Raw genomic sequence first — 18875 nt, 5'->3', positions numbered from 1 at the left:
CATTAAATGGACGGTATTACTTCCTATAACCCCATCTTTAACTATTCTGCATACCAAGTTTCAAGTTAATATCTATTATGCTTTTGTGCTTTTCCCGGTAATTTTGTTTTTGTTAAATCAACTGTATAGACTGAGAATTAAAAAAGTAACTTTTGATTCAAGTTTGATCTTGGCCATTTTTGTTATTTGTTACCTTCCTTTAAGTATACTCTTAAATACATCCGGTCTTGATATTATTAGCATATTAAAAGATGTTAAGCCTATTCTTTTTTTAATAATTGGGTTTGTTTTTTTTGATATTATGCAGAGTAAGCAGATAGAGTGGAATGCGAAATTTACAAATGAACTTGTGAAAATTAACTTTTATGCATCCATTATTTTCTTTCTTATTCTTAATAAAACAAACCTTATAGGGCTAATCAGTAACGATCCCTTTTTTACACTTTCAGAAACGAGATATCTTTCTATGGGAACTTTTTTTTCCATTTTTTATTTTATAGCAATAATTGCTCAGGAAAGGAAATTAGGGATATTGCAATTAATTTATATACTTACACCTGTTTTTTTGTCCGGTAACCGTACTTTTTTCATCATTTTAGGATGTATCTTTTTAGTTAATCTGCTAATGTCTGTTACGAATGTAAAAAGGTTCTTAAGCAGGGCTGTATTGTTCCTGGTAGGTGGGATAATTTTGTTTTTAGGAATTTTAAACTTAAACAATGCTATTAAAGATCGAATATTATCATTATTTGACTACCAATTACTGATTACCCAACTCACCGAACGTAGGTTTGCTCCATTTATAGACAAAATGGCAAATTTTGAATGGTACAATTATATAATAGGGCAGGGAATAGGAGAGAAATTTTTTATACCGTGGTTTGTTTACCGGGCCAATATTGATAATTACAATGTTTACATGGATAATATTTACATGACACTCTTTGTCAAATACGGATTAATGTCATGTATATTGTTTTTTATGCTTTTCTATTTTATAAATAAAACACACACAAATAAAAAATTTAAACTATTTGTAATAATATATTTTCTAATTATTGGTTTCACGACATCTTATATGTATCAAAATAGCTTTTTATTTTTGTTATTAGTTCTGGCGGGCTTTAAAACAGATGAAAAAATAGTTTCAAGTCAACCTTCTTCATAATCTGAATTAAGTTTCCACAACAAACCGATCATAAAACAAATGAAAACAATGCCATTGTGTCTATTCCAAACGCATTCTACCAAATAAAGCAATGACGTTGAAATAATGAATTGAAGCCCTATTAAATTTCGGCGTTGATAAAAGTTTTTCAAATAATAGAAAAGAATATAAAGAAAAGCCAGTAAACCCATAACCCCCATTCCAACATAATATTCAATATATTGATTATGACTATTATAACTTCTATTCAAGGGTTTTTCTAAGTTATTCAACTCATATTGCTCATTTAGTGCTTTTTGTACGTCTCCTATCCCATTTCCCCAAAAAACATTTTTATTGGCATGAAAAGCAGCACTCCATAACTTGAGTTTATGATCTCCGTCATTAACTGTGTAACCAGTATAATAGGTGAAACCGAAGATATGCTGAAACCTGTATTTTGTAGTACCGATATTGGTAATAGCCAAATAAGCAAATATGTGAAAAAGGGCAAGAAAAAGAAAACCTCTTAGAATCTTCTTTTTTTTGAATAGAAATGTTATAAGATTAAATAATATTATTACATAAAGAATAACAATAGAGGTCCTGGATGATAAATGAATAATAAAAAAGGAAAGGTATAATATACCCAAGACCACAAATATTTGATTTAGGAGCTTACTTTTTTTAAAGAAATGAAATAAAATAATGATTGCAGTAAGAATGTAAAGGGAGTAATATGCGGGATGTAGCCCGATTGTCTTTCCTAAAGCCAGGTAGGAATAATTTAACTTGAAAATATTTCTTAGATGAGGTTCATTGTTATTAATAAAAGTGATAATAGTTATTATATGAGAGTAAATTGTGGCAGTGAAAATCACCACTACATAGAACTTTAAAATATTTGTAAGAGAGCTTCTTTTAAGAGGTAAAAAAGAAAAAATAAGTATGGAAACTGGCAAAATAGTGAGTCGTTCTATTCTTTTTAACCCTAGAGATAAATTATCTGAATATAATAAACTTAAAGAGCATATAATAAAAAAAAGAAGCAAAGGATAATGATTGGATAAGCCGGTTTTTAAGGAACGCCAATTAAAAAAAAAGAGAGAATATAATAGAGTAATTATAATTACTTTGCTGTTTACGCTGTTGGGAGTTAGAACAATACTTACAAAAAAGAGGCAAACCAAAAAAAATGAAAAAACATCCTTTTTTTGCAGAAATAAATTTTTCATGGGCTTCAGTGTTAAAACTGCAAATTAACGTACTTTTGGCAAAAATTTTATAATAATTGAAAGTTTTACATATACTTTATCAATCCCTTCCACAAATATCCGGATCTACTATACGAAGCAGAGATATAATCATGTCTCAAAAGGAAATAGGAATAGATGCTTTTGCAATTACAGTTCCTTTTTTACCTAATATGTCTGGAAAAGAAATAGAAGTTATAGATGGCATTAAGTATTATAGAACTAATATTAATAATAGGGTAAAAAATGAAATATCCGACCAGCAAAAAAACACTTTAAAAAGGATAAATAAATTCTTTGCAATAGGAAAATTTATTCCAAACGTGTATAGACTATGTAAAAGGGAAAAACCGGATGTTATTCACGCCCATGCAATGTTTTTTTGCGGAATACCAGCCTTAATAGTTGGGAGGATCTTAAAAATACCTGTTTTCTATGAGGTTCGATCTCTTTGGATGTTACCTAAGGACAATATTTATGGTACTTTTTCGCGTAAAATACTTGCTAAAATTGCTTTAAAGATTGAATTAATGACCATGCGATTCTCTAAAAAGGTTTTTGTTATTAATGAGAATTTAAAAGACACCTTGATTAATCTGGGAATCAGAGATGATAAATTAATTATTATTAGCAATGCTGTGAATACCTCCTTGATAGATCAAAATATAAAGAAACAAGAAAGAAGCGTAGTACGTAAAAAAACAGTTTTTGGCTACATTGGATCAATAACACATTATGAGGGGATTCCTTTTTTTATTAAAGCTTTAAAATGCTTGAAAAAGGAGCGCGATGATTTTCAAATGATCATTTATGGATCGATTAGGGATGAAAGGGAAATGAAATTGATCGAAAAGAGCATAAGCGAATTTGCTCTGGAAGAAATAGTCTTTTTTAAAGGACAGATTGCACCGTCGGAAGTTTATAGAGCCTATTCAGAAATAGATGTTATTGTAAATCCTCGATTAAAAAATAAAATTACTGATACGGTAACACCGCTAAAACCATTGGAAGCGATGGCCTATAAAAAAATATTTGTTGGTAGTGATGTAGGCGGAATTAAAGATCTTTTGAATGATAATGACGATTGTTTTTTGTTTGAATCGGAAAGTACAGAATCGCTTATAAAAATTTTAAAAGAAGTAATTGACTTAACTGATAGCCGTAAAGAAGAGATCTTAGATCGTGCACGAAAGCATATAATTGACAATAAAAGTTGGATTCAAAATGCTTATAAATATAAAAAAGTATACCTCAGTTCAATTAAAAACTAACCTTTGTGATTTTAGATGTATTTAAACATAAATTATTCTTTTCCTTTTTTAAGTATATTCGGTTTACAGGACTATCGGATAAAGAGCATTTATTAATAACATTTAATTTACTCAAAAACAGATTTGTCAAAAAAGAAGGAGTTATAAGGGAGTTTAACATTTTGAATTTTAAATCCGATGCTTATTGTGATAAGTGTTATGCATATTTTATTGCATCAATCGACATTTCTAAACGATATGGGGTTGATCTTGAAAAGAATATAGGGAATGTTGACTTGAAAAAAGAAATACTTAATCAAAACGAGCTTTTTAATTTTTGCCAAATATATTTTAGTTCTAAAAAGAACAAATCTTTTCATTGGATTGCTCAGGAGCTGGAGGAACAAATTAAAGCGTACCACTCGAAAATAGAAGTTACTTCACTCCATATTAAATTATTAAAATCAAGATTTGATTTCCATTCTGGGGCCTTAACAAAGAAAGAATTGGAATCCAAAGTCATGAAATACCTGGAAGACAAGGATTTAAGAGAACTTATGAAAAATAATTCTTTTTCACCTGAAAAACAATCAACCAGCCATGAATTGGGGTATCTTTTGAATATTTTAATGGATATTTTTGAAGAAACAAAAAGCAAACATGTTTTTCTAATTTTAGAATCGTATTTAGAAAAATTACATTTAATATTCGTCAGACATAAAGTCTTTTACTCAACTGTTTATAGAAAAGCAGATAGAATTAATATCTCAGGTATTTTTTTAATCTCAAAAGTGTTTTTGAGATACACTCTGTTAATTAAGGACTTTAGATATGCGAGTGCTGCTTTTTTTCTAATCGATATTGGAAAATATCTGCAGCTTAAGAATCATAAAAAAATGATATCTAACACTTTTCCTGTTTATAAATACGGGTCACCGTTTAAGTATCCTGCATGGACCTTATTTTATTTCGTAGAAGTTTTAGATTTGAAAATTAGTGCTAAAAACCTGTTGAAGAATGAAACTGGCGTTCGTATTTAATTATCCATTGATAGATAATGTGGATTGGAAAAAAACTGCTATTCAGAAATCTATAGATGCAGGATATAACGTTGATGTTTATTATGGAAAAACTCATTTAAGCCAATATGTAAAAGCATATTTGACTAAAAGAAAGTTCGGGAATACTTCTACGGCTTCAAATAGACTTAAAGAGAAGAAGGAAAAAAATTATTCGTTTTTTGTCAAACTGGGAATAAAGCCAGTAAAAGTTAAGGATATAAATTCTCAAAAAGCCATTGATCGGATTGCATCAAAAAATTATGATTATTTAATAATTGCTATCGATCAAATCTTATCAAAAAGATTTATTGAAGGAATAAATAGTAAGATTTTAAATATTCATTATGCTACACTTCCGGATATCAAAGGAGTAAATGCAATAGAATGGAATTATTTGGTAAATGGAAAATGTGAATTGACTTTGCACTATATTGATGCTGGAATTGATACAGGTGGAATAATTAGAAAAGAAGAGATTCCCTATGACAAGGAAGATAGTTTTTACATGATGAGAGAAAAACTTCAAAAAAAGATCCCTTCCACCCTTCTGGATTTCTTGCAAAGTTCTAAAGAAAACGTTTTTGAAAATAAAGGAGGGTTATTATATACATATATGCATAAGGAAATTCAGGAAATTATTACCAAAACGCTTTGAAGATACTTATTACTTTAGATTACGAACTTTTTTTTGGTGAGTCCGGTACCCCGGAAAAATGTATCATTGAACCGACAAAACACTTGGTTAATATTGCGAACAAATATAATTTCAAGTGTGTTTTTTTCGTAGACGCAGGATATTTGGTTAAACTGAAGAAAGAATATCTAAGGTTTCCGAAGTTGAGAGAAGATTATGAATTGGTTGCTTCTCAAATTAAGGAATTGTCAGATTCTGGACATGAAATACAATTGCATATTCACCCTCATTGGGAAGATTCTTTTTATGATGGTAATAGATGGATCTTTAATTTAAATCGATTTAGGCTTAGTGACTTTGAACACCAGGACATTGATAGAATTGTATACGAATATAAAAGCGAATTAGAAGAACTCTCCGGGAAAAAGGTATTTGCTTATCGAGCGGGAGGGTGGTGTATTCAGCCGTTTAATAAAACAAAAGATGTTTTTATTAAAAATGGGATTTCAATGGATAGTACGGTCTTTTTCAATGGCAGTAATTCCACGAAAACGCAGTGGTTTGATTTCACAAAAGCACCCAATAAGTCTTTTTGGAAATTTGATACCGATCCATGTATTGAAAACGACAAGGGATATTTTACTGAGATTCCGATTTCATCCGTTAAAGTCTCACCTGTATTTTATTGGAAGTTTATTTTCTTAAAATTTTTCGGTAAGGATAAATATAAGAGTTATGGGGATGGCTCTTCCAGCGGGATGTCAAAACTTCAAATTATTAAAATGCTTTTACTGCCCTCTTATTCTGTAGTATCTATGGATGGATTTAAGGCAAGCCTCCTTAAAAGAGCGTTATCTGAAAGGAAAAAAAATAGTGAAAATGATAATTTTGTGGTGATTGGTCACCCTAAAGCTTTTTCCAAGTACTCACTTAACGAGTTTGATGACTTTTTGGCAAGTGCTTTGTCCAAAGAAAATTCAATAATTACGTATAAAAACATTTTAGATAGAGATAAATGAAGACCCCTCCTTTTACATACATAAACAAAAAGAGAACATATGCCTTCAAGTCGAAAGAGGATTTTTTGAATGCAATTGAAAATGAAAAAAAGATTTTGGTTGCGCTTAATGCAGAAAAGTTAAATAAATCCAACATAGAATTGGATCAAATCATAAATGACAATATAGGATATCCTGACGGAGTGGGAGCGGTATGGGCACTTAGCAGAAAAGGTTTGGATTCTGTGAAAATCGCAGGAGCTGAATTTTGGCTGGATATAATAGAAAGATACCAGCAAACCAAGACCTTTTACTTTGTAGGGGGAAGTCAGGAAGTGATTGAGAATACCATTTTAAAACTGAAGCAAAACTTCCATGACATCCATATAAAAGGGTTTAGAAACGGATTTTTGGGGAAAGGAGATAAGGAAATATTAATAAATGAAATCAAAAAATGCAATCCTGATGTTATATTTGTTGCACAAGGAACACCTAAGCAGGAGTTTTTGATGAATGAATTAAACAAGGAACACCAGGCATTATATATGGGTTTAGGAGGTAGTTTTGATGTATATACTGGCTTAAAAAAAAGAGCCCCTAAATTATTTATCAAACTGGGACTCGAATGGTTTTACAGATTATTAATTGAACCTACAAGATGGAGAAGGCAACTAACTTATTTTAATTTTGCCGTTAAAGTAATTACCAATAGAATTTAAAATGAAGATAACCCTACTTACTCAGGACGAGCCGTTCTATTTAGCAGAAAATATAGATTATTTAGCGAACAATCTCCCTGATGATGTTGAAATCGTTTCTGCTGTACTTTTCAATGCCTCCCCATTTGGCAAAAAAGAAACGTTTTATCAAAAAGCTAAGAAAACCTTGTCTATTTTTGGCTTGAAGTTTTTTGTTTTTTATTCTTTCAGATTTTTAATCAGAAAACTGCAGCCAGGTAAAAAGGTTCCAAGAATTCTCAAAAAAAATAATATTACCGAAATAAGACTGGAAAAATCGATTAATCATAGAGATTCGTTAGATAAAATAAAATCGTATGATCCGGACTTACTTATTTCTATAGCAGGAAACCAAATTTTTAAATCACAATTAATTAATCTGGCTCCTAAAGGATGCTTAAATTTGCATACTGCACTATTACCAAAGTACAGGGGTTTGATGCCAAGTTTTTGGGTAATGAAGAACAACGAGGTAAAAACCGGAGTTAGTGTTTTCTTTGTTGATGAAGGAATAGACAGTGGTCCAATATTGGTTCAGAAGGAAATGGCAATTGGAAATAGAACGCAGGAACAGCTTATTAAAGACTCTAAACAGTTGGGAATGGATGCTATTATTGAAGCTATAAAAAAAATAAAACACGGAGATTATAAACTAATCCCGAATATTGATGCCGAAAAGACGTATTTTTCTTTTCCAACTAAAGAAGATGTTCGGGATTTCAAGCTTAAAGGGAAAAGATTTTTTTGATGAACATCCTAACATTTGATATAGAAGAATGGTTCCATATATTGGATAATAACTCTACAAAAACAGAGAAGGAGTGGGGGAATTACGAGTCCAGAATACATGAAAATATGGATCGAATTTTTAGTGTTCTTGAAAAGAATAACATAAAAGCTACTTTTTTTTGCCTGGGTTGGATTGCCCAAAAATACCCCGATATAATTAAGAGAATTAATGAGTTGGGATATGAAATAGGAACACATTCTCACATGCATCAGTTGGCATATGAAATGAAGCCGGATGAATATAGAGAAGATCTTAGAATTTCAATAGATACTCTGGAACAAATTATAGGGGAAAAGATTAAATCGTATAGAGCTCCGGGCTTTTCTATTACAAGAGAGAACTTATGGGCTTTTGAAATATTGGCAGAAATGGGAATTGAAAATGATTCTTCAATTTTCCCAGCTAACAGAGCGCATGGAGGAATCCCGCAATTTCAACAGGACAGTCCATGTATAATTTCTTATCGTGGAATTGAATTAAAAGAGTTTCCCATTAACACGTATAGTTTATTTGGCAAGAATTTAATATTTTCTGGAGGAGGGTATTTCAGATTATTACCTTACAGACTTGTTCATTATATGGCAAAGCAATCACCTTATATGATGACGTATTTTCATCCCAGAGATTTTGATCCCGGCCAACCGGTTATTAAAGAACTCAGTGCGTTCAGAAAATTCAAATCCTACTATGGTCTTGGAGGGAGTTTTTCTAAACTTGAGAAATTTATTAAAGATTATAGTTTTGTCGATCTGAAAACATATAGTGAAGAGATTAATTGGAATGAAGTAACAAAAGTGGGGCTTGACTGAGAAATTAATAAAAAAGTCAGTACTTTTAAATGTATAAAATGGTGGTTCTGGAATTTTCTTTTTTAACATCGGCAATATTATTTTTTATAGGAGCTTTTCTTATAACTTATTTTACCATTCCTAAAATTATCGGAGTAGTAGAGTATAAGAGCCTTATGGATAATCCTAACGCTCGAAGCTCACATCAGAAAAGAACGCCGACCCTGGGAGGAATATCCTTTTTTTACACCCTGATATTTGCACTCTTCTTTTTGAAAAGCTGGGACAACTATGACGAAGCTATTTATTTTATTCCGGGCCTGACCATTCTTTTTATAGTGGGCTTAAAAGATGATCTCGTAGTTCTATCTCCCTATACCAAATTGGCTGCCCAAATTTTGGCTATAGTGTTCATATTAATGAATGACAGTTTCAGGATCCATTCCTTAAACGGTTTTTTAGGGATCTATGAGATCCCTTCCTATATATATTACACGGTAGGAGCATTTATGATGCTCACCATCATTAATGCTTATAACCTTATTGATGGGATAGACGGACTGGCTGCCGTAGTCGGGACAGTCATCCTTATTCTGTATACGACCATTTTTTACGTTACCAAGGAATATTTTTACGCTCTTGTATGTCTGACATTGAATGGTAGCCTGATGGCATTCTTAGGCTATAACTTCTCCTCCACCAAAAAGATCTTTATGGGAGACACCGGTTCACTTATTGTGGGCTTTATTATAAGTGTCCTCACCTTAAAATTCTTAGCTCTTAAACCTTCAGTTTATAATGAACTACCTTTTTTATTGGAAAATGCACCAATAATAGCAATAAGTATCCTGATAGTTCCGCTTTTTGATACTGCCAGGGTATTTACCATAAGACTGGCCAATAAGAGAGGGCCGTTTTCACCGGACAGGAATCACACTCATCATATTTTAATAGATTATTGGGGTCTTACCCATAAGCAGGCAAGCCTGATCATCGGGTCGTTTAATTTTATCTTTGTGGTATTCTTTATTTTGTTGGCGAGTACTTCTACGGATGTGATCCTGGTGGCGTTTCTAATGATCTCTTTTATTATTCTGGGCTATATTTTTTACCGTTTCGATTACAGCTTTTCCAACCTTAAGCGGAAAATAAAAATGAAGAAGAAGGTAGATAATATCAAAGACAAGGTAATAGATAGGGGCACTGCAAAACACAAAATAGAATAACCAATGAAAAGAGTTCTGATCACGGGAGCAGCTGGATTTTTAGGATCACATTTATGCGATCGCTTTATAAAAGAAGGCTTTTATGTTATAGGAATGGATAACCTGATTACAGGTGATCAGAAAAATATAGAACATCTTTTTAAACTTGAAAACTTCGAGTTCTATCATCACGATGTTACCAAGTTTGTTCATGTTCCGGGAAAACTGGACTATATTTTACACTTCGCTTCACCGGCCAGTCCGATAGATTACCTTAAGATCCCGATCCAGACCCTTAAGGTGGGTGCCCTGGGAACACATAACTTGTTAGGATTGGCAAAAGAAAAGAATGCCAGGATATTGATTGCCTCTACATCTGAAGTATACGGAGATCCGTTGGTTCACCCCCAATCGGAAGACTATTATGGGAATGTGAGCACCATTGGTCCGAGAGGAGTATATGATGAGGCCAAGCGATTTATGGAATCTATTACAATGGCCTATCACAGATTTCACGGTTTGGAAACAAGAATAGCCCGTATTTTTAATACTTACGGTCCGAGAATGCGTTTAAACGACGGAAGAGTAATACCTGCTTTTATCGGACAGGCACTTCGAGGGGAAGATCTTACGGTTTTTGGTGATGGTTCTCAAACCAGGTCCTTTTGTTATGTCGACGATCAGATAGAAGGGATTTTCAGATTGTTGATGAGTGATTATGTGGAGCCGGTTAACATCGGAAACCCGGAGGAGATCACTATTCTGGATTTTGCGGAGGAGATTATCAGGCTGACACAAACAGATCAGAAAATAGTATTTAAACCCCTTCCGGTGGATGACCCTATGCAAAGACAACCGGATATTTCCAGGGCAATAGAGGTTCTCAACTGGAGCCCGAAAGTAGAAAGGGCAGAAGGGATGAAGATCACGTATGAATATTTTAAATCGCTTGATAAAAGCGAATTGCTAAAAAAAGAACACAAAGATTTCTCGGTTTATAATACTAGATAGCGAATAAGCTGAAGAATTATCCATAAGACCATTTTTTAAACACCTTTTTGCCTTTGGTTTCTATAGTTACTCCCACATATAATTCAGAAAAATATCTTGCGGAGACTATAGCATCCGTAATTTCACAAACCTATCAGGATTGGGAACTCCTTTTAATAGACGATGCTTCTTCAGATAATACCCTGAATATGATCAGGGAATTTGCAGATAAGGACAAGAGGATACGTTTTTTTCAACTGACGGAGAATTCCGGAGCGGGAATAGCCCGAAATAAGGGCATAGAGATGGCTCAGGGCAACTTTGTGGCATTTCTGGATGCCGATGACCTCTGGAAGCCTGAAAAGCTGGAAAAACAGCTTAAATTCATGGAAGAGAAAGATGCCGATGTGTGCTTTACTGCCTACGAATTGATAAACGAAGAAGGACAGGCACTGAACAGGTTGGTTACGGTCCTTTCAGAAGTAGATAAAAACAAGATCCTTAAAGCCAATTATATCGGGAATTCCACCGGGATCTACAATGCGGAGAAACTGGGTAAAATTTATATGCCACCCATCCGCAAAAGACAGGACTGGGCCTTGTGGTTAAGGTGTATCGAAAAAGCAGGATCTGCTTATGGATTACAGGAAAATCTGGCCGGTTACCGGGTGAGAAAAAATTCGGTTTCTTCCAACAAGATCAATTTGCTTAAATATAATTATATTTTTTACCGAAAGGCATGTAACTTTGGGGCTTTCAAATCGGGAGTATATTTATTGAGATTCCTTTTTGAACAGTTTTTTGTTAAATCAAGACTCATTACAACACACACAACATGAATATTTTAATTCTCGGATCGGGAGGTAGAGAACACGCGTTAAGCTGGAAGATCGCGCAAAGCCCTAAAACAGATAAACTTTTTGTTGCTCCGGGCAACGCAGGTACTTCGGCTATTGCTACCAATGTAGATATAAAAGTAACAGATTTTAAAGCAGTGGAAGAACTGGTTCTTTCCGAGAATATTTCAATGGTTGTTGTAGGGCCGGAAGATCCTCTGGTATCCGGAATTCACGATTATTTCCTGGCATCGCCTAACCTTAAGCATATTCCTGTTATAGGACCGCAAAAAGAAGGAGCAAGACTGGAAGGAAGTAAGGAGTTTGCCAAGGAATTTATGTCCAGGCACCATATCCCCACTGCAGCCTATAAAAGCTTTACGAAAGAGAACCTGGAAGAAGGTTATGAATTCCTTGAATCCCTGAAACCTCCCTATGTACTTAAGGCCGATGGCCTGGCAGCAGGAAAAGGCGTACTGATCCTGAATGATCTTCAGGAAGCGAAAGAAGAACTTTCCAGGATGCTGGTCGATTCTAAATTCGGGGCGGCAAGCGCTAAAGTAGTTATCGAAGAATTTCTATCGGGTATAGAACTCAGCTGTTTTGTTCTTACCGACGGTGAGGGCTATCTCTTGTTACCTACTGCAAAAGACTATAAGCGTATTGGAGAAGGTGATACCGGACTTAATACCGGCGGAATGGGAGCAGTATCTCCGGTACCTTTTGCCGATGAGGCTTTTATGTCCAAAATTGAAGAGCGTATTGTAAAACCAACGGTTCTCGGACTCCAAAAAGACAATATCCCGTATAAGGGCTTTATTTTTATCGGACTTATTAAAGTAAATGACGACCCTTATGTCATAGAATACAATGTGCGTATGGGAGATCCGGAAACGGAAGTAGTGATCCCGAGGGTTGAAACAGACCTTGTAGAATTGCTTCAGGCGGTGGCTGAAGGAAAACTGGATAAGGCCGATATTAAGGTTGACTCAAGAGCGGCAACTACGATAATGCTGGTTTCGGGAGGATACCCCGAAGCTTACGAAAAAGGAAAAGCCATTAGTGGGATAGAAAAGGTGAAGGACTCTATTGTTTTCCATGCAGGGACAAAGCTTCAGGATGAGCAGGTTGTTACCAGCGGTGGAAGGGTAATTGCGGTTACCTCCTATGGTGAAACCTACAAAGAGGCCATAAAAAAATCTTATCAAAACATAGAAAACCTAAGCTTTGATAAGATGTATTATCGTAAAGATATCGGATTCGATCTATAGATAAGTATGCGCAGTGATGCTCTTATCTTCTTCGTTGTTATCGTTAAAAAGCTTCAGCTTGTTGATCCAGTATACCATTGCAACAAACCCGATGATCGTGAAGATCCAGTTTACAGTATTGGAAGCCCACCAGTTGTCCATAAAACGAAACCAATCTAATGGAGCGAAGAGTACATCTACAAATAAACTTTCTATTGCCTTAAAAAAATCTTTCATCAGTAAAAGTTGTATTATATTTACTCTGCAAAAATATAAAAACGCATTATGATATCAAGCATTTTTGGAAAAACTAAACCCATTAATTTTGTTTTTGTCATTGCGTACCTCTTTATATTTTTCCTGATCTCCCTTTTTTTCTATTCGGATGAAGAGATAACACTCGTTTATTTTCTCCCGAAACTACTGGCTTTTGGGATATTGGTATTCTCTGTTTTTCTTATAGATTTTATCGCAAAAAAGAATAGTTTATCCCAGAATAACTCTTATATAATCCTGGTTTTTGCGCTTACGCTAAGCCTTTTTCCTCAGATATTCCTTGATGTGGAAAGTATTTTTGCAAACTGCCTTATTCTTCTGGCTGTGCGTAAATGCATCAGCTTAAAATCGCAGGTGGGAATTAAAAGAAAAATTTTCGATGCTACCTTCTGGATCGGTGTGGCAACTTTATTTTTTAACTGGTCGGCTCTGGTATTGATCCTGGTCTACATTGCTATTGTGGTATATGCTTTTAAAGATGTTAAGAACTGGTTGATCCCGCTGGTTGCACTTCTTGCGATAGCTATTCTGATATTCACCTATTTGTTTATGTATGACAATCTAAGCCTGTTTGAGGAAATGTTGAGTTTTGATATTCTCTTCAGCCTACTGGACAATAAGGATATTAAATACCTGCTTCCTTTTATTTTTATCATGATCATTGGCTTTATTTCCCTGGTGGCTTTTATTTCCAAACTGGCAGCCAAGACCTCTAAAACACAAGCCTCCCTCTTAATGGTAACGGCCTTATTATTTATCGGGATCTCTATTGTACTTCTGTCAGGAAACAGGAATGGTGGTGAATTTATATTTATTGCTTTTCCGCTGGCAGTCGTCATTACCAACTACCTGGAAATTATTTCCCGGGATTGGCTTAAAAACACTATTATCGGTGTTTTCCTGTTGCTTCCCTTGCTGTTATTAGTTCTGTAATTTTGTTCCGTAAGCCAGGTCGCCTGCATCTCCAAGCCCCGGAATAATATAGCCTTTATTATTCAGGCGTTCGTCTATGGCGGCTACCCACAGATGGGTGTCTTTAGGAAGGTTTTTCTCTAGGTAGGCAATACCTTCCGGAGCGGCAATGGTACTTAGAAGATGAACTTCCTTTGGTTTTCCCATGGGCTTCAGCGCATCATAAACAGACAGAAAAGATTGTCCGGTAGCCAGCATCGGATCTGCCAGCAGAACGGTTTTCCCTTCCAGCGAAGGGGACGCCAGATATTCAACAACGATCTCAAATTCAGTTTCGCTATGGTGATGGCGGTAAGCCGAGATAAAGCAATTGTCCGATCCATCAAAATAGTTCAGCAAGCCGTGATGCAGAGAAAGGCCCGCCCTGAGAATAGAACAGATAACAATGTCGTTAGAAATAAAGGAAGAAGCTTTCTCTCCTAAGGGAGTGGAGACGTTACGCGATTCATAGTTCAGTGTCTTACTGAGTTCATACGACATTATTTCACCTATACGTTCCATGTTTTTTCTGAACCGCATCCTGTCTTTCTGAACATTGATATCGCGTATTTCGGCTATAAAATGATTTAAAACAGAATTTTTTTCTCCTAAATGATGAATATGCATACCATTGGAAGTTATGATTGATTGCTTAGTTCAAAAGTAATTAATTAAAAGTATATTTGTAATCAGAAAAAATGAAGCAGATGTTTAGCAAACTTGCCTATAGTATTTTTGAAGAAAGTATCGAGAAATACCATATAAAAGACGATGTTTATCAGTCTTTTGAAAACCCGTATTCCAAAGAAAAGATAGAACATCTTCTTTACAGGAAAAACTGGATAGACACGGTTCAGTGGCATTATGAGGATATTATCAGGGACCCGGATATCGATCCGGTGGCTGCTCTTGATCTGAAAAGAAAAATAGATGCCTCTAACCAGGACCGCACAGATACGGTAGAGTATATAGACAGTTACTTTCTGGACAAATACAGTAATGTGGAGGTGAAGGAAGCTGCGAGCATAAATTCGGAGAGTCCGGCATGGGCTCTTGATCGCTTATCAATTCTCGCCCTGAAGATCTATCATATGAAAGAAGAGGTAGATAGAACAGATGCTTCCGAGGCGCATAGAACAGCATGCCAGAATAAGCTGAATGTACTCCTGGAGCAGCGAAAAGATCTGTCTACCGCCATAGATCAGCTTTTAGCAGATATAGAAACCGGAAACAAATACATGAAAGTGTACAAGCAGATGAAGATGTACAATGATGAGGAGCTGAATCCGGTACTTCGCGCCCAGAAATAAAGGATTATCCAAGGGTTACATGCCTAAAACCATAAAACATATTCTTGTTATCCGGCTTTCCGCTATGGGGGATATAGCAATGACTGTGCCCGTACTCAAAGCTTTTGCGCATCAATATCCTCAGATAAAAATAACCGTACTCTCCAGGGCATTTTTCCGCCCGCTTTTTGAAGATATTCCCAATGTCGATTTTTTTGAGGCAGATGTTAAGGAAAGACATAACGGGGTATTCGGACTCTATCGATTGTTTAAAGAACTCCGTGAACTCAAGCTCGATGCCGTAGCAGATCTGCACAATGTTTTGCGAAGCAATATATTAAAGCAATACTTTAAGTCAAATACTGTAAAGTTCATACAGATAGACAAAGGGCGTGCAGAAAAAAAAGCACTGACCAGAGAAAAAGACAAAAAGTTCAAAGCCCTTAAAAGCACCCATGAGCGCTATGCAGATGTTTTTAAGAAACTGGGCTTTCCCCTGAATTTGAGGGATGCACAATTAAGCTCCAAAAAAGAACTCAATTCCAGGATCAATGAAATTATAGGAGCTGATACCCGGAAATGGATCGGAATAGCTCCCTTTGCGGCTTTTGAAGGAAAAATGTACCCCCTGGATCTTATGGAGGAAGTAATAAATACGCTGGATCTTAATGGAAAATATAAGATCATTCTGTTTGGAGGAGGAGACAGGGAGGAAAGACTTCTAAATAAAATGGAAGCAGAATACAGGAATGCGGTAAGTGTAGTTGGAAAACTTTCATTTGAAGAAGAACTCCAACTCATATCCAACCTGGACCTTATGGTTTCCATGGACAGTGGAAATGCGCATCTGGCGGCTATGTTCGGCGTAAAAACGGTTACACTCTGGGGGGTTACCCATCCCCATGCAGGTTTTTATCCTTTTGGGCAGAACGAGAATAATGCCCTCCTGTCCGATCGTGAAAAATACCCTCTAATACCAACTTCGGTATACGGAAATCGCTTCCCCAAAGGATATGAGGATGTTATGAGAACGATACACCCGGAGGCTGTGGTTGCTAAAGTTGAGGAGCTGGCCTAAACGTCGTCGTAATCTATCGTAATAGAATCGGTTACTGCATGTGACTGACAGGTCAGGATAAGCCCTTCGGCAACTTCTCCGTCGGTAAGGATCTGATTTTTTACCATTTCTGCCTTCCCTTCTGTTACCCTGGCGATACAACTACTGCAAATCCCTCCCTGACAGGAATAAGGAGCATCTATTTTCTCGGCCAGTACAGCATCCAGAATACGGTCTGACTTCTTCATTTCAAAAGAAATCTCCTCGTCATCTACAATAACCTTGATACTGGTAGCCCCCTCCGTAGAAACAGCAGGAGCCGGTTCGTCAGCCGAACTGGTAAAAAGCTCAAATTTAATGCGGTCCTCGTCAATTCCGTTTTCCTTAAGATTTTCGGAAACTGTCTGGATCATCTCTTCGGGTCCACAGAGATAAAAGGTATCGAAGGCCTGATCTTTGTGTTTGTTTTTGGTGATGTAATTTACCGTAGAACGTTCAATTCTCCCGAAAAGAGAATTTTCCTTTTGTTCCTGACTGTATACAAAATAAACATTCAATCGATCCGGATACTGTTCGGTTAAAGCAACGATTTCGTTGTGGAACATGGTTTCCGAAACACTCTTGTTTCCGTAAACCAATACGAAATTGCTATTAGGCTCCTCCTCCAGAAGGGTTTTCATGATGCTCATTACGGGGGTTATTCCGCTCCCGGCGGCAAATGCTGCAATATTCCTTGAGGCTGAAGGGTTCGGCTTTAAGGTAAAAGCACCTTCCGGCGAATGCACTTCCAGGGTATCCCCTTCTTTTAATTCGTCGTTTGCATAGCTTGAAAAGCGCCCGTCGGTTACTTTTTTGATCCCGATCTGCAATTCTCCACTTCCCGAGGTACTGCAAATAGAATAAGCTCTCCTTAACTCAGATCCGTTAAGTGTCTTTTTTAGGGTAATATATTGCCCTGCCTGAAAAACAAATTCGTTTTTAAGTTCCTGAGGAATATCAAAGGAAACTGTAACAGAACTGGGTGTATTTTGAGTTGTATTTTTAACTTTCAGTGAATGAAATTGTGGCATAATGCAAATTTTTGCCAAAAATAATCATTGAGAATACTTTTTTAATGGTCATTGGGAAAAATTTATACCTAAGATTTTTATGCATAAGAAATTTATGTATATTTAGATCCTGAAAAAATGAATTATGGGGAATTCGAAATTATATAAAGGCAGCCTGAATACAATTATCCTCAAATTACTGGATGAGAATGGAAAAATGTACGGTTATGAGATTACTCAGAAGGTAAAGGCGCTTTCCGGAGGAGACCTCAATATTACCGAAGGGGCATTGTATCCTGCTTTGCATAAACTGGAAGCCGAAGGTTTGCTGGAGGTTGAGGTGGCAAAGGTGGACAACCGCCTGAGAAAGTACTATAAGCTTACGGAGAGTGGTGAAAAGGAAACGGTGAACCGCCTGGCAGAGCTCGAAGACTTTATTCGAAGCATGCAAAAACTGGTAAACCCGAACTGGAGTATCGATTAATCTAAAAAACCATTAAACAAAACTTGCCTGAATGGAACTTACCAAAGACGGCCTGAAAAGCTTTAACCATTTAATATGAAAGAATTAAAACCGGAACAGATAGAGCATCTTTTTGCTTTTACCAGAAAACACTTTGTAGAATATTACGACCTGCAATTGGAATTGGTAGACCATTTGGCAAGCGGAATACAGGCACAATGGGAAACCGATCCGGAACTTCCTTTTGAAAAAGCCCTTCAGGCAGAGTTTAAAAAGTTCGGGGTTTTTGGTTTTGCCGATGTTATTGGAAAAAGACAGAAGGCAATGAACAAAAGATACTGGGGTATTATCTGGAAATTTGTCAGGGAGTGGTTTATTCCTTTCAAATTGTTCCTTACGGTACTCTTGTTCGTATTGTTTTATCAACTCCTGAGTTCCGATTATGGGGAGCTTTTCTTCGAAATAACCGCTATTCTGATCGTAGCCCTGACCCTGGGCGGTTTTTTCTACAATTACAGGAAATTTAAGAGACAAGGTGGCGGCAAAAGAAAAAAATGGATGCTGGAAGAGATCATTTTTAATACGGGGGGCTTTGTGTCCTATTCAATCCTTCCGGTACAGATCTTTCACTTTTTAGCAAATGATAATACGGCGCTTTTTGCAAACAGCTGGAGCCTGGGACTTGCATCTTTTACCCTGGTAATTCTCTTATTACTGGCGTATATTATTTTTCTGCATATTCCCAAAAGGGCAGAAGAACTGCTGATGGAAACCTATCCTGAATACAAATTGAGTAAGATGATGTAACAAAAAATAACATCTGCATACTAATCTTTCGAAAATCAACTACT

General features: G+C 35.9%; 21 protein-coding genes. 17 read left to right on the top strand and 4 right to left on the bottom strand.

Going from position 1 to position 18875, the window contains the following annotated elements; all coding sequences use genetic code 11:
• Positions 1-169: 169 nt before the first annotated feature.
• Positions 170-1168: a DUF6369 family protein gene (locus GWK08_RS07345; RefSeq protein WP_163606243.1), complete on the top strand. Its 999-nt coding sequence runs from the start codon at positions 170-172 to the stop codon at positions 1166-1168.
• Here the strand turns inward: GWK08_RS07345 and GWK08_RS07340 are convergent.
• Positions 1153-2382: an O-antigen ligase family protein gene (locus GWK08_RS07340; protein ID WP_163606242.1), complete on the bottom strand. Its 1230-nt coding sequence runs from the start codon at positions 2380-2382 to the stop codon at positions 1153-1155. The two genes, GWK08_RS07345 and GWK08_RS07340, sit on opposite strands and share 16 nt — an antisense overlap.
• Positions 2383-2513: 131 nt before the next feature.
• Here GWK08_RS07340 and GWK08_RS07335 point away from each other — a divergent pair, with 131 nt between their 5' ends.
• From GWK08_RS07335 to purD, 11 genes are read left to right on the top strand one after another with little or no spacing between them, the layout of a single operon-like run.
• Entirely contained in the window at positions 2514-3671 is a 1158-nt protein-coding gene (locus GWK08_RS07335; protein ID WP_163606241.1) for a glycosyltransferase, read from the top strand.
• Positions 3672-3676: 5 nt separating this feature from the next.
• Entirely contained in the window at positions 3677-4690 is a 1014-nt protein-coding gene (locus GWK08_RS07330) for a hypothetical protein (RefSeq protein WP_163606240.1), read from the top strand.
• A complete protein-coding gene (locus tag GWK08_RS07325; protein ID WP_163606239.1) occupies positions 4668-5366 on the top strand; it encodes a formyltransferase family protein in 699 nt (232 codons plus the stop codon). The genes GWK08_RS07330 and GWK08_RS07325 overlap by 23 nt, the downstream gene beginning before the upstream one ends.
• Positions 5363-6364 (top strand): polysaccharide deacetylase family protein, encoded by a 1002-nt coding sequence (locus GWK08_RS07320; RefSeq protein ID WP_163606238.1) that lies wholly within the window; start codon positions 5363-5365, stop codon positions 6362-6364. The genes GWK08_RS07325 and GWK08_RS07320 overlap by 4 nt, the downstream gene beginning before the upstream one ends.
• Positions 6361-7062, top strand: a complete 702-nt coding sequence (locus GWK08_RS07315) for a WecB/TagA/CpsF family glycosyltransferase (RefSeq protein WP_163606237.1) — start codon at positions 6361-6363, stop codon at positions 7060-7062. Before GWK08_RS07320 ends, GWK08_RS07315 begins: the two co-directional genes overlap by 4 nt.
• A 1-nt stretch (position 7063) precedes the next feature.
• A complete protein-coding gene (locus tag GWK08_RS07310; RefSeq protein ID WP_163606236.1) occupies positions 7064-7828 on the top strand; it encodes a methionyl-tRNA formyltransferase in 765 nt (254 codons plus the stop codon).
• Positions 7828-8679 carry a polysaccharide deacetylase family protein gene (locus GWK08_RS07305; protein WP_163606235.1) on the top strand — a complete coding sequence of 284 codons (852 nt, stop codon included), beginning with the start codon at positions 7828-7830 and terminating at the stop codon, positions 8677-8679. The genes GWK08_RS07310 and GWK08_RS07305 overlap by 1 nt, the downstream gene beginning before the upstream one ends.
• Positions 8680-8717: 38 nt before the next feature.
• Complete coding sequence (locus GWK08_RS07300) at positions 8718-9884, top strand: glycosyltransferase family 4 protein (RefSeq protein ID WP_163606234.1); 1167 nt, start codon at positions 8718-8720, stop codon at positions 9882-9884.
• A gap of 3 nt (positions 9885-9887) precedes the next feature.
• Positions 9888-10874, top strand: coding sequence for a UDP-glucuronic acid decarboxylase family protein (locus tag GWK08_RS07295; protein ID WP_163606233.1), 987 nt, complete (start codon positions 9888-9890; stop codon positions 10872-10874).
• Between the two features lie 53 nt (positions 10875-10927).
• Entirely contained in the window at positions 10928-11692 is a 765-nt protein-coding gene (locus GWK08_RS07290) for a glycosyltransferase family 2 protein (RefSeq protein ID WP_239524867.1), read from the top strand.
• Positions 11689-12960: a phosphoribosylamine--glycine ligase gene (gene purD, locus GWK08_RS07285; protein WP_163606231.1), complete on the top strand. Its 1272-nt coding sequence runs from the start codon at positions 11689-11691 to the stop codon at positions 12958-12960. Before GWK08_RS07290 ends, purD begins: the two co-directional genes overlap by 4 nt.
• Here purD and GWK08_RS07280 read toward each other — a convergent pair.
• Positions 12955-13176, bottom strand: coding sequence for a DUF6341 family protein (locus GWK08_RS07280; RefSeq protein ID WP_163606230.1), 222 nt, complete (start codon positions 13174-13176; stop codon positions 12955-12957). The two genes, purD and GWK08_RS07280, sit on opposite strands and share 6 nt — an antisense overlap.
• A 48-nt stretch (positions 13177-13224) precedes the next feature.
• Here GWK08_RS07280 and GWK08_RS07275 point away from each other — a divergent pair, with 48 nt between their 5' ends.
• Positions 13225-14148 (top strand): DUF6427 family protein, encoded by a 924-nt coding sequence (locus tag GWK08_RS07275; protein ID WP_163606229.1) that lies wholly within the window; start codon positions 13225-13227, stop codon positions 14146-14148.
• On the opposite strand, the gene upp is transcribed toward GWK08_RS07275, so the two are convergent.
• Positions 14137-14793, bottom strand: coding sequence for a uracil phosphoribosyltransferase (gene upp / locus GWK08_RS07270; protein ID WP_163606228.1), 657 nt, complete (start codon positions 14791-14793; stop codon positions 14137-14139). The two genes, GWK08_RS07275 and upp, sit on opposite strands and share 12 nt — an antisense overlap.
• A gap of 80 nt (positions 14794-14873) precedes the next feature.
• Between upp and GWK08_RS07265 the strand changes: the two genes are divergently transcribed.
• Positions 14874-15476, top strand: a complete 603-nt coding sequence (locus GWK08_RS07265; protein WP_163606227.1) for a DUF4254 domain-containing protein — start codon at positions 14874-14876, stop codon at positions 15474-15476.
• Positions 15477-15495: 19 nt separating this feature from the next.
• Positions 15496-16533, top strand: a complete 1038-nt coding sequence (locus GWK08_RS07260) for a glycosyltransferase family 9 protein (protein WP_239524866.1) — start codon at positions 15496-15498, stop codon at positions 16531-16533.
• On the opposite strand, the gene GWK08_RS07255 is transcribed toward GWK08_RS07260, so the two are convergent.
• Positions 16530-17582 carry a ferredoxin--NADP reductase gene (locus GWK08_RS07255; RefSeq protein WP_163606226.1) on the bottom strand — a complete coding sequence of 351 codons (1053 nt, stop codon included), beginning with the start codon at positions 17580-17582 and terminating at the stop codon, positions 16530-16532. The two genes, GWK08_RS07260 and GWK08_RS07255, sit on opposite strands and share 4 nt — an antisense overlap.
• 124 nt (positions 17583-17706) lie before the next feature.
• On the opposite strand from GWK08_RS07255, the gene GWK08_RS07250 reads away from it, so the two are divergent.
• Together GWK08_RS07250 and GWK08_RS07245 are read left to right on the top strand one after the other, a co-directional pair.
• Complete coding sequence (locus GWK08_RS07250) at positions 17707-18045, top strand: PadR family transcriptional regulator (RefSeq protein ID WP_163606225.1); 339 nt, start codon at positions 17707-17709, stop codon at positions 18043-18045.
• A 75-nt stretch (positions 18046-18120) separates the two neighbouring features.
• On the top strand, positions 18121-18831 hold the full coding sequence (locus tag GWK08_RS07245) for a hypothetical protein (RefSeq protein WP_163606224.1): 711 nt from the start codon (positions 18121-18123) through the stop codon (positions 18829-18831).
• Positions 18832-18875 lie beyond the last annotated feature (44 nt).

It is taken from the genome of Leptobacterium flavescens, assembly GCF_010671605.1.
GTDB classification, from domain to species: Bacteria; Bacteroidota; Bacteroidia; order Flavobacteriales; family Flavobacteriaceae; genus Leptobacterium; species Leptobacterium flavescens.
This window is presented reverse-complemented; position numbering and strand designations above follow the sequence as displayed.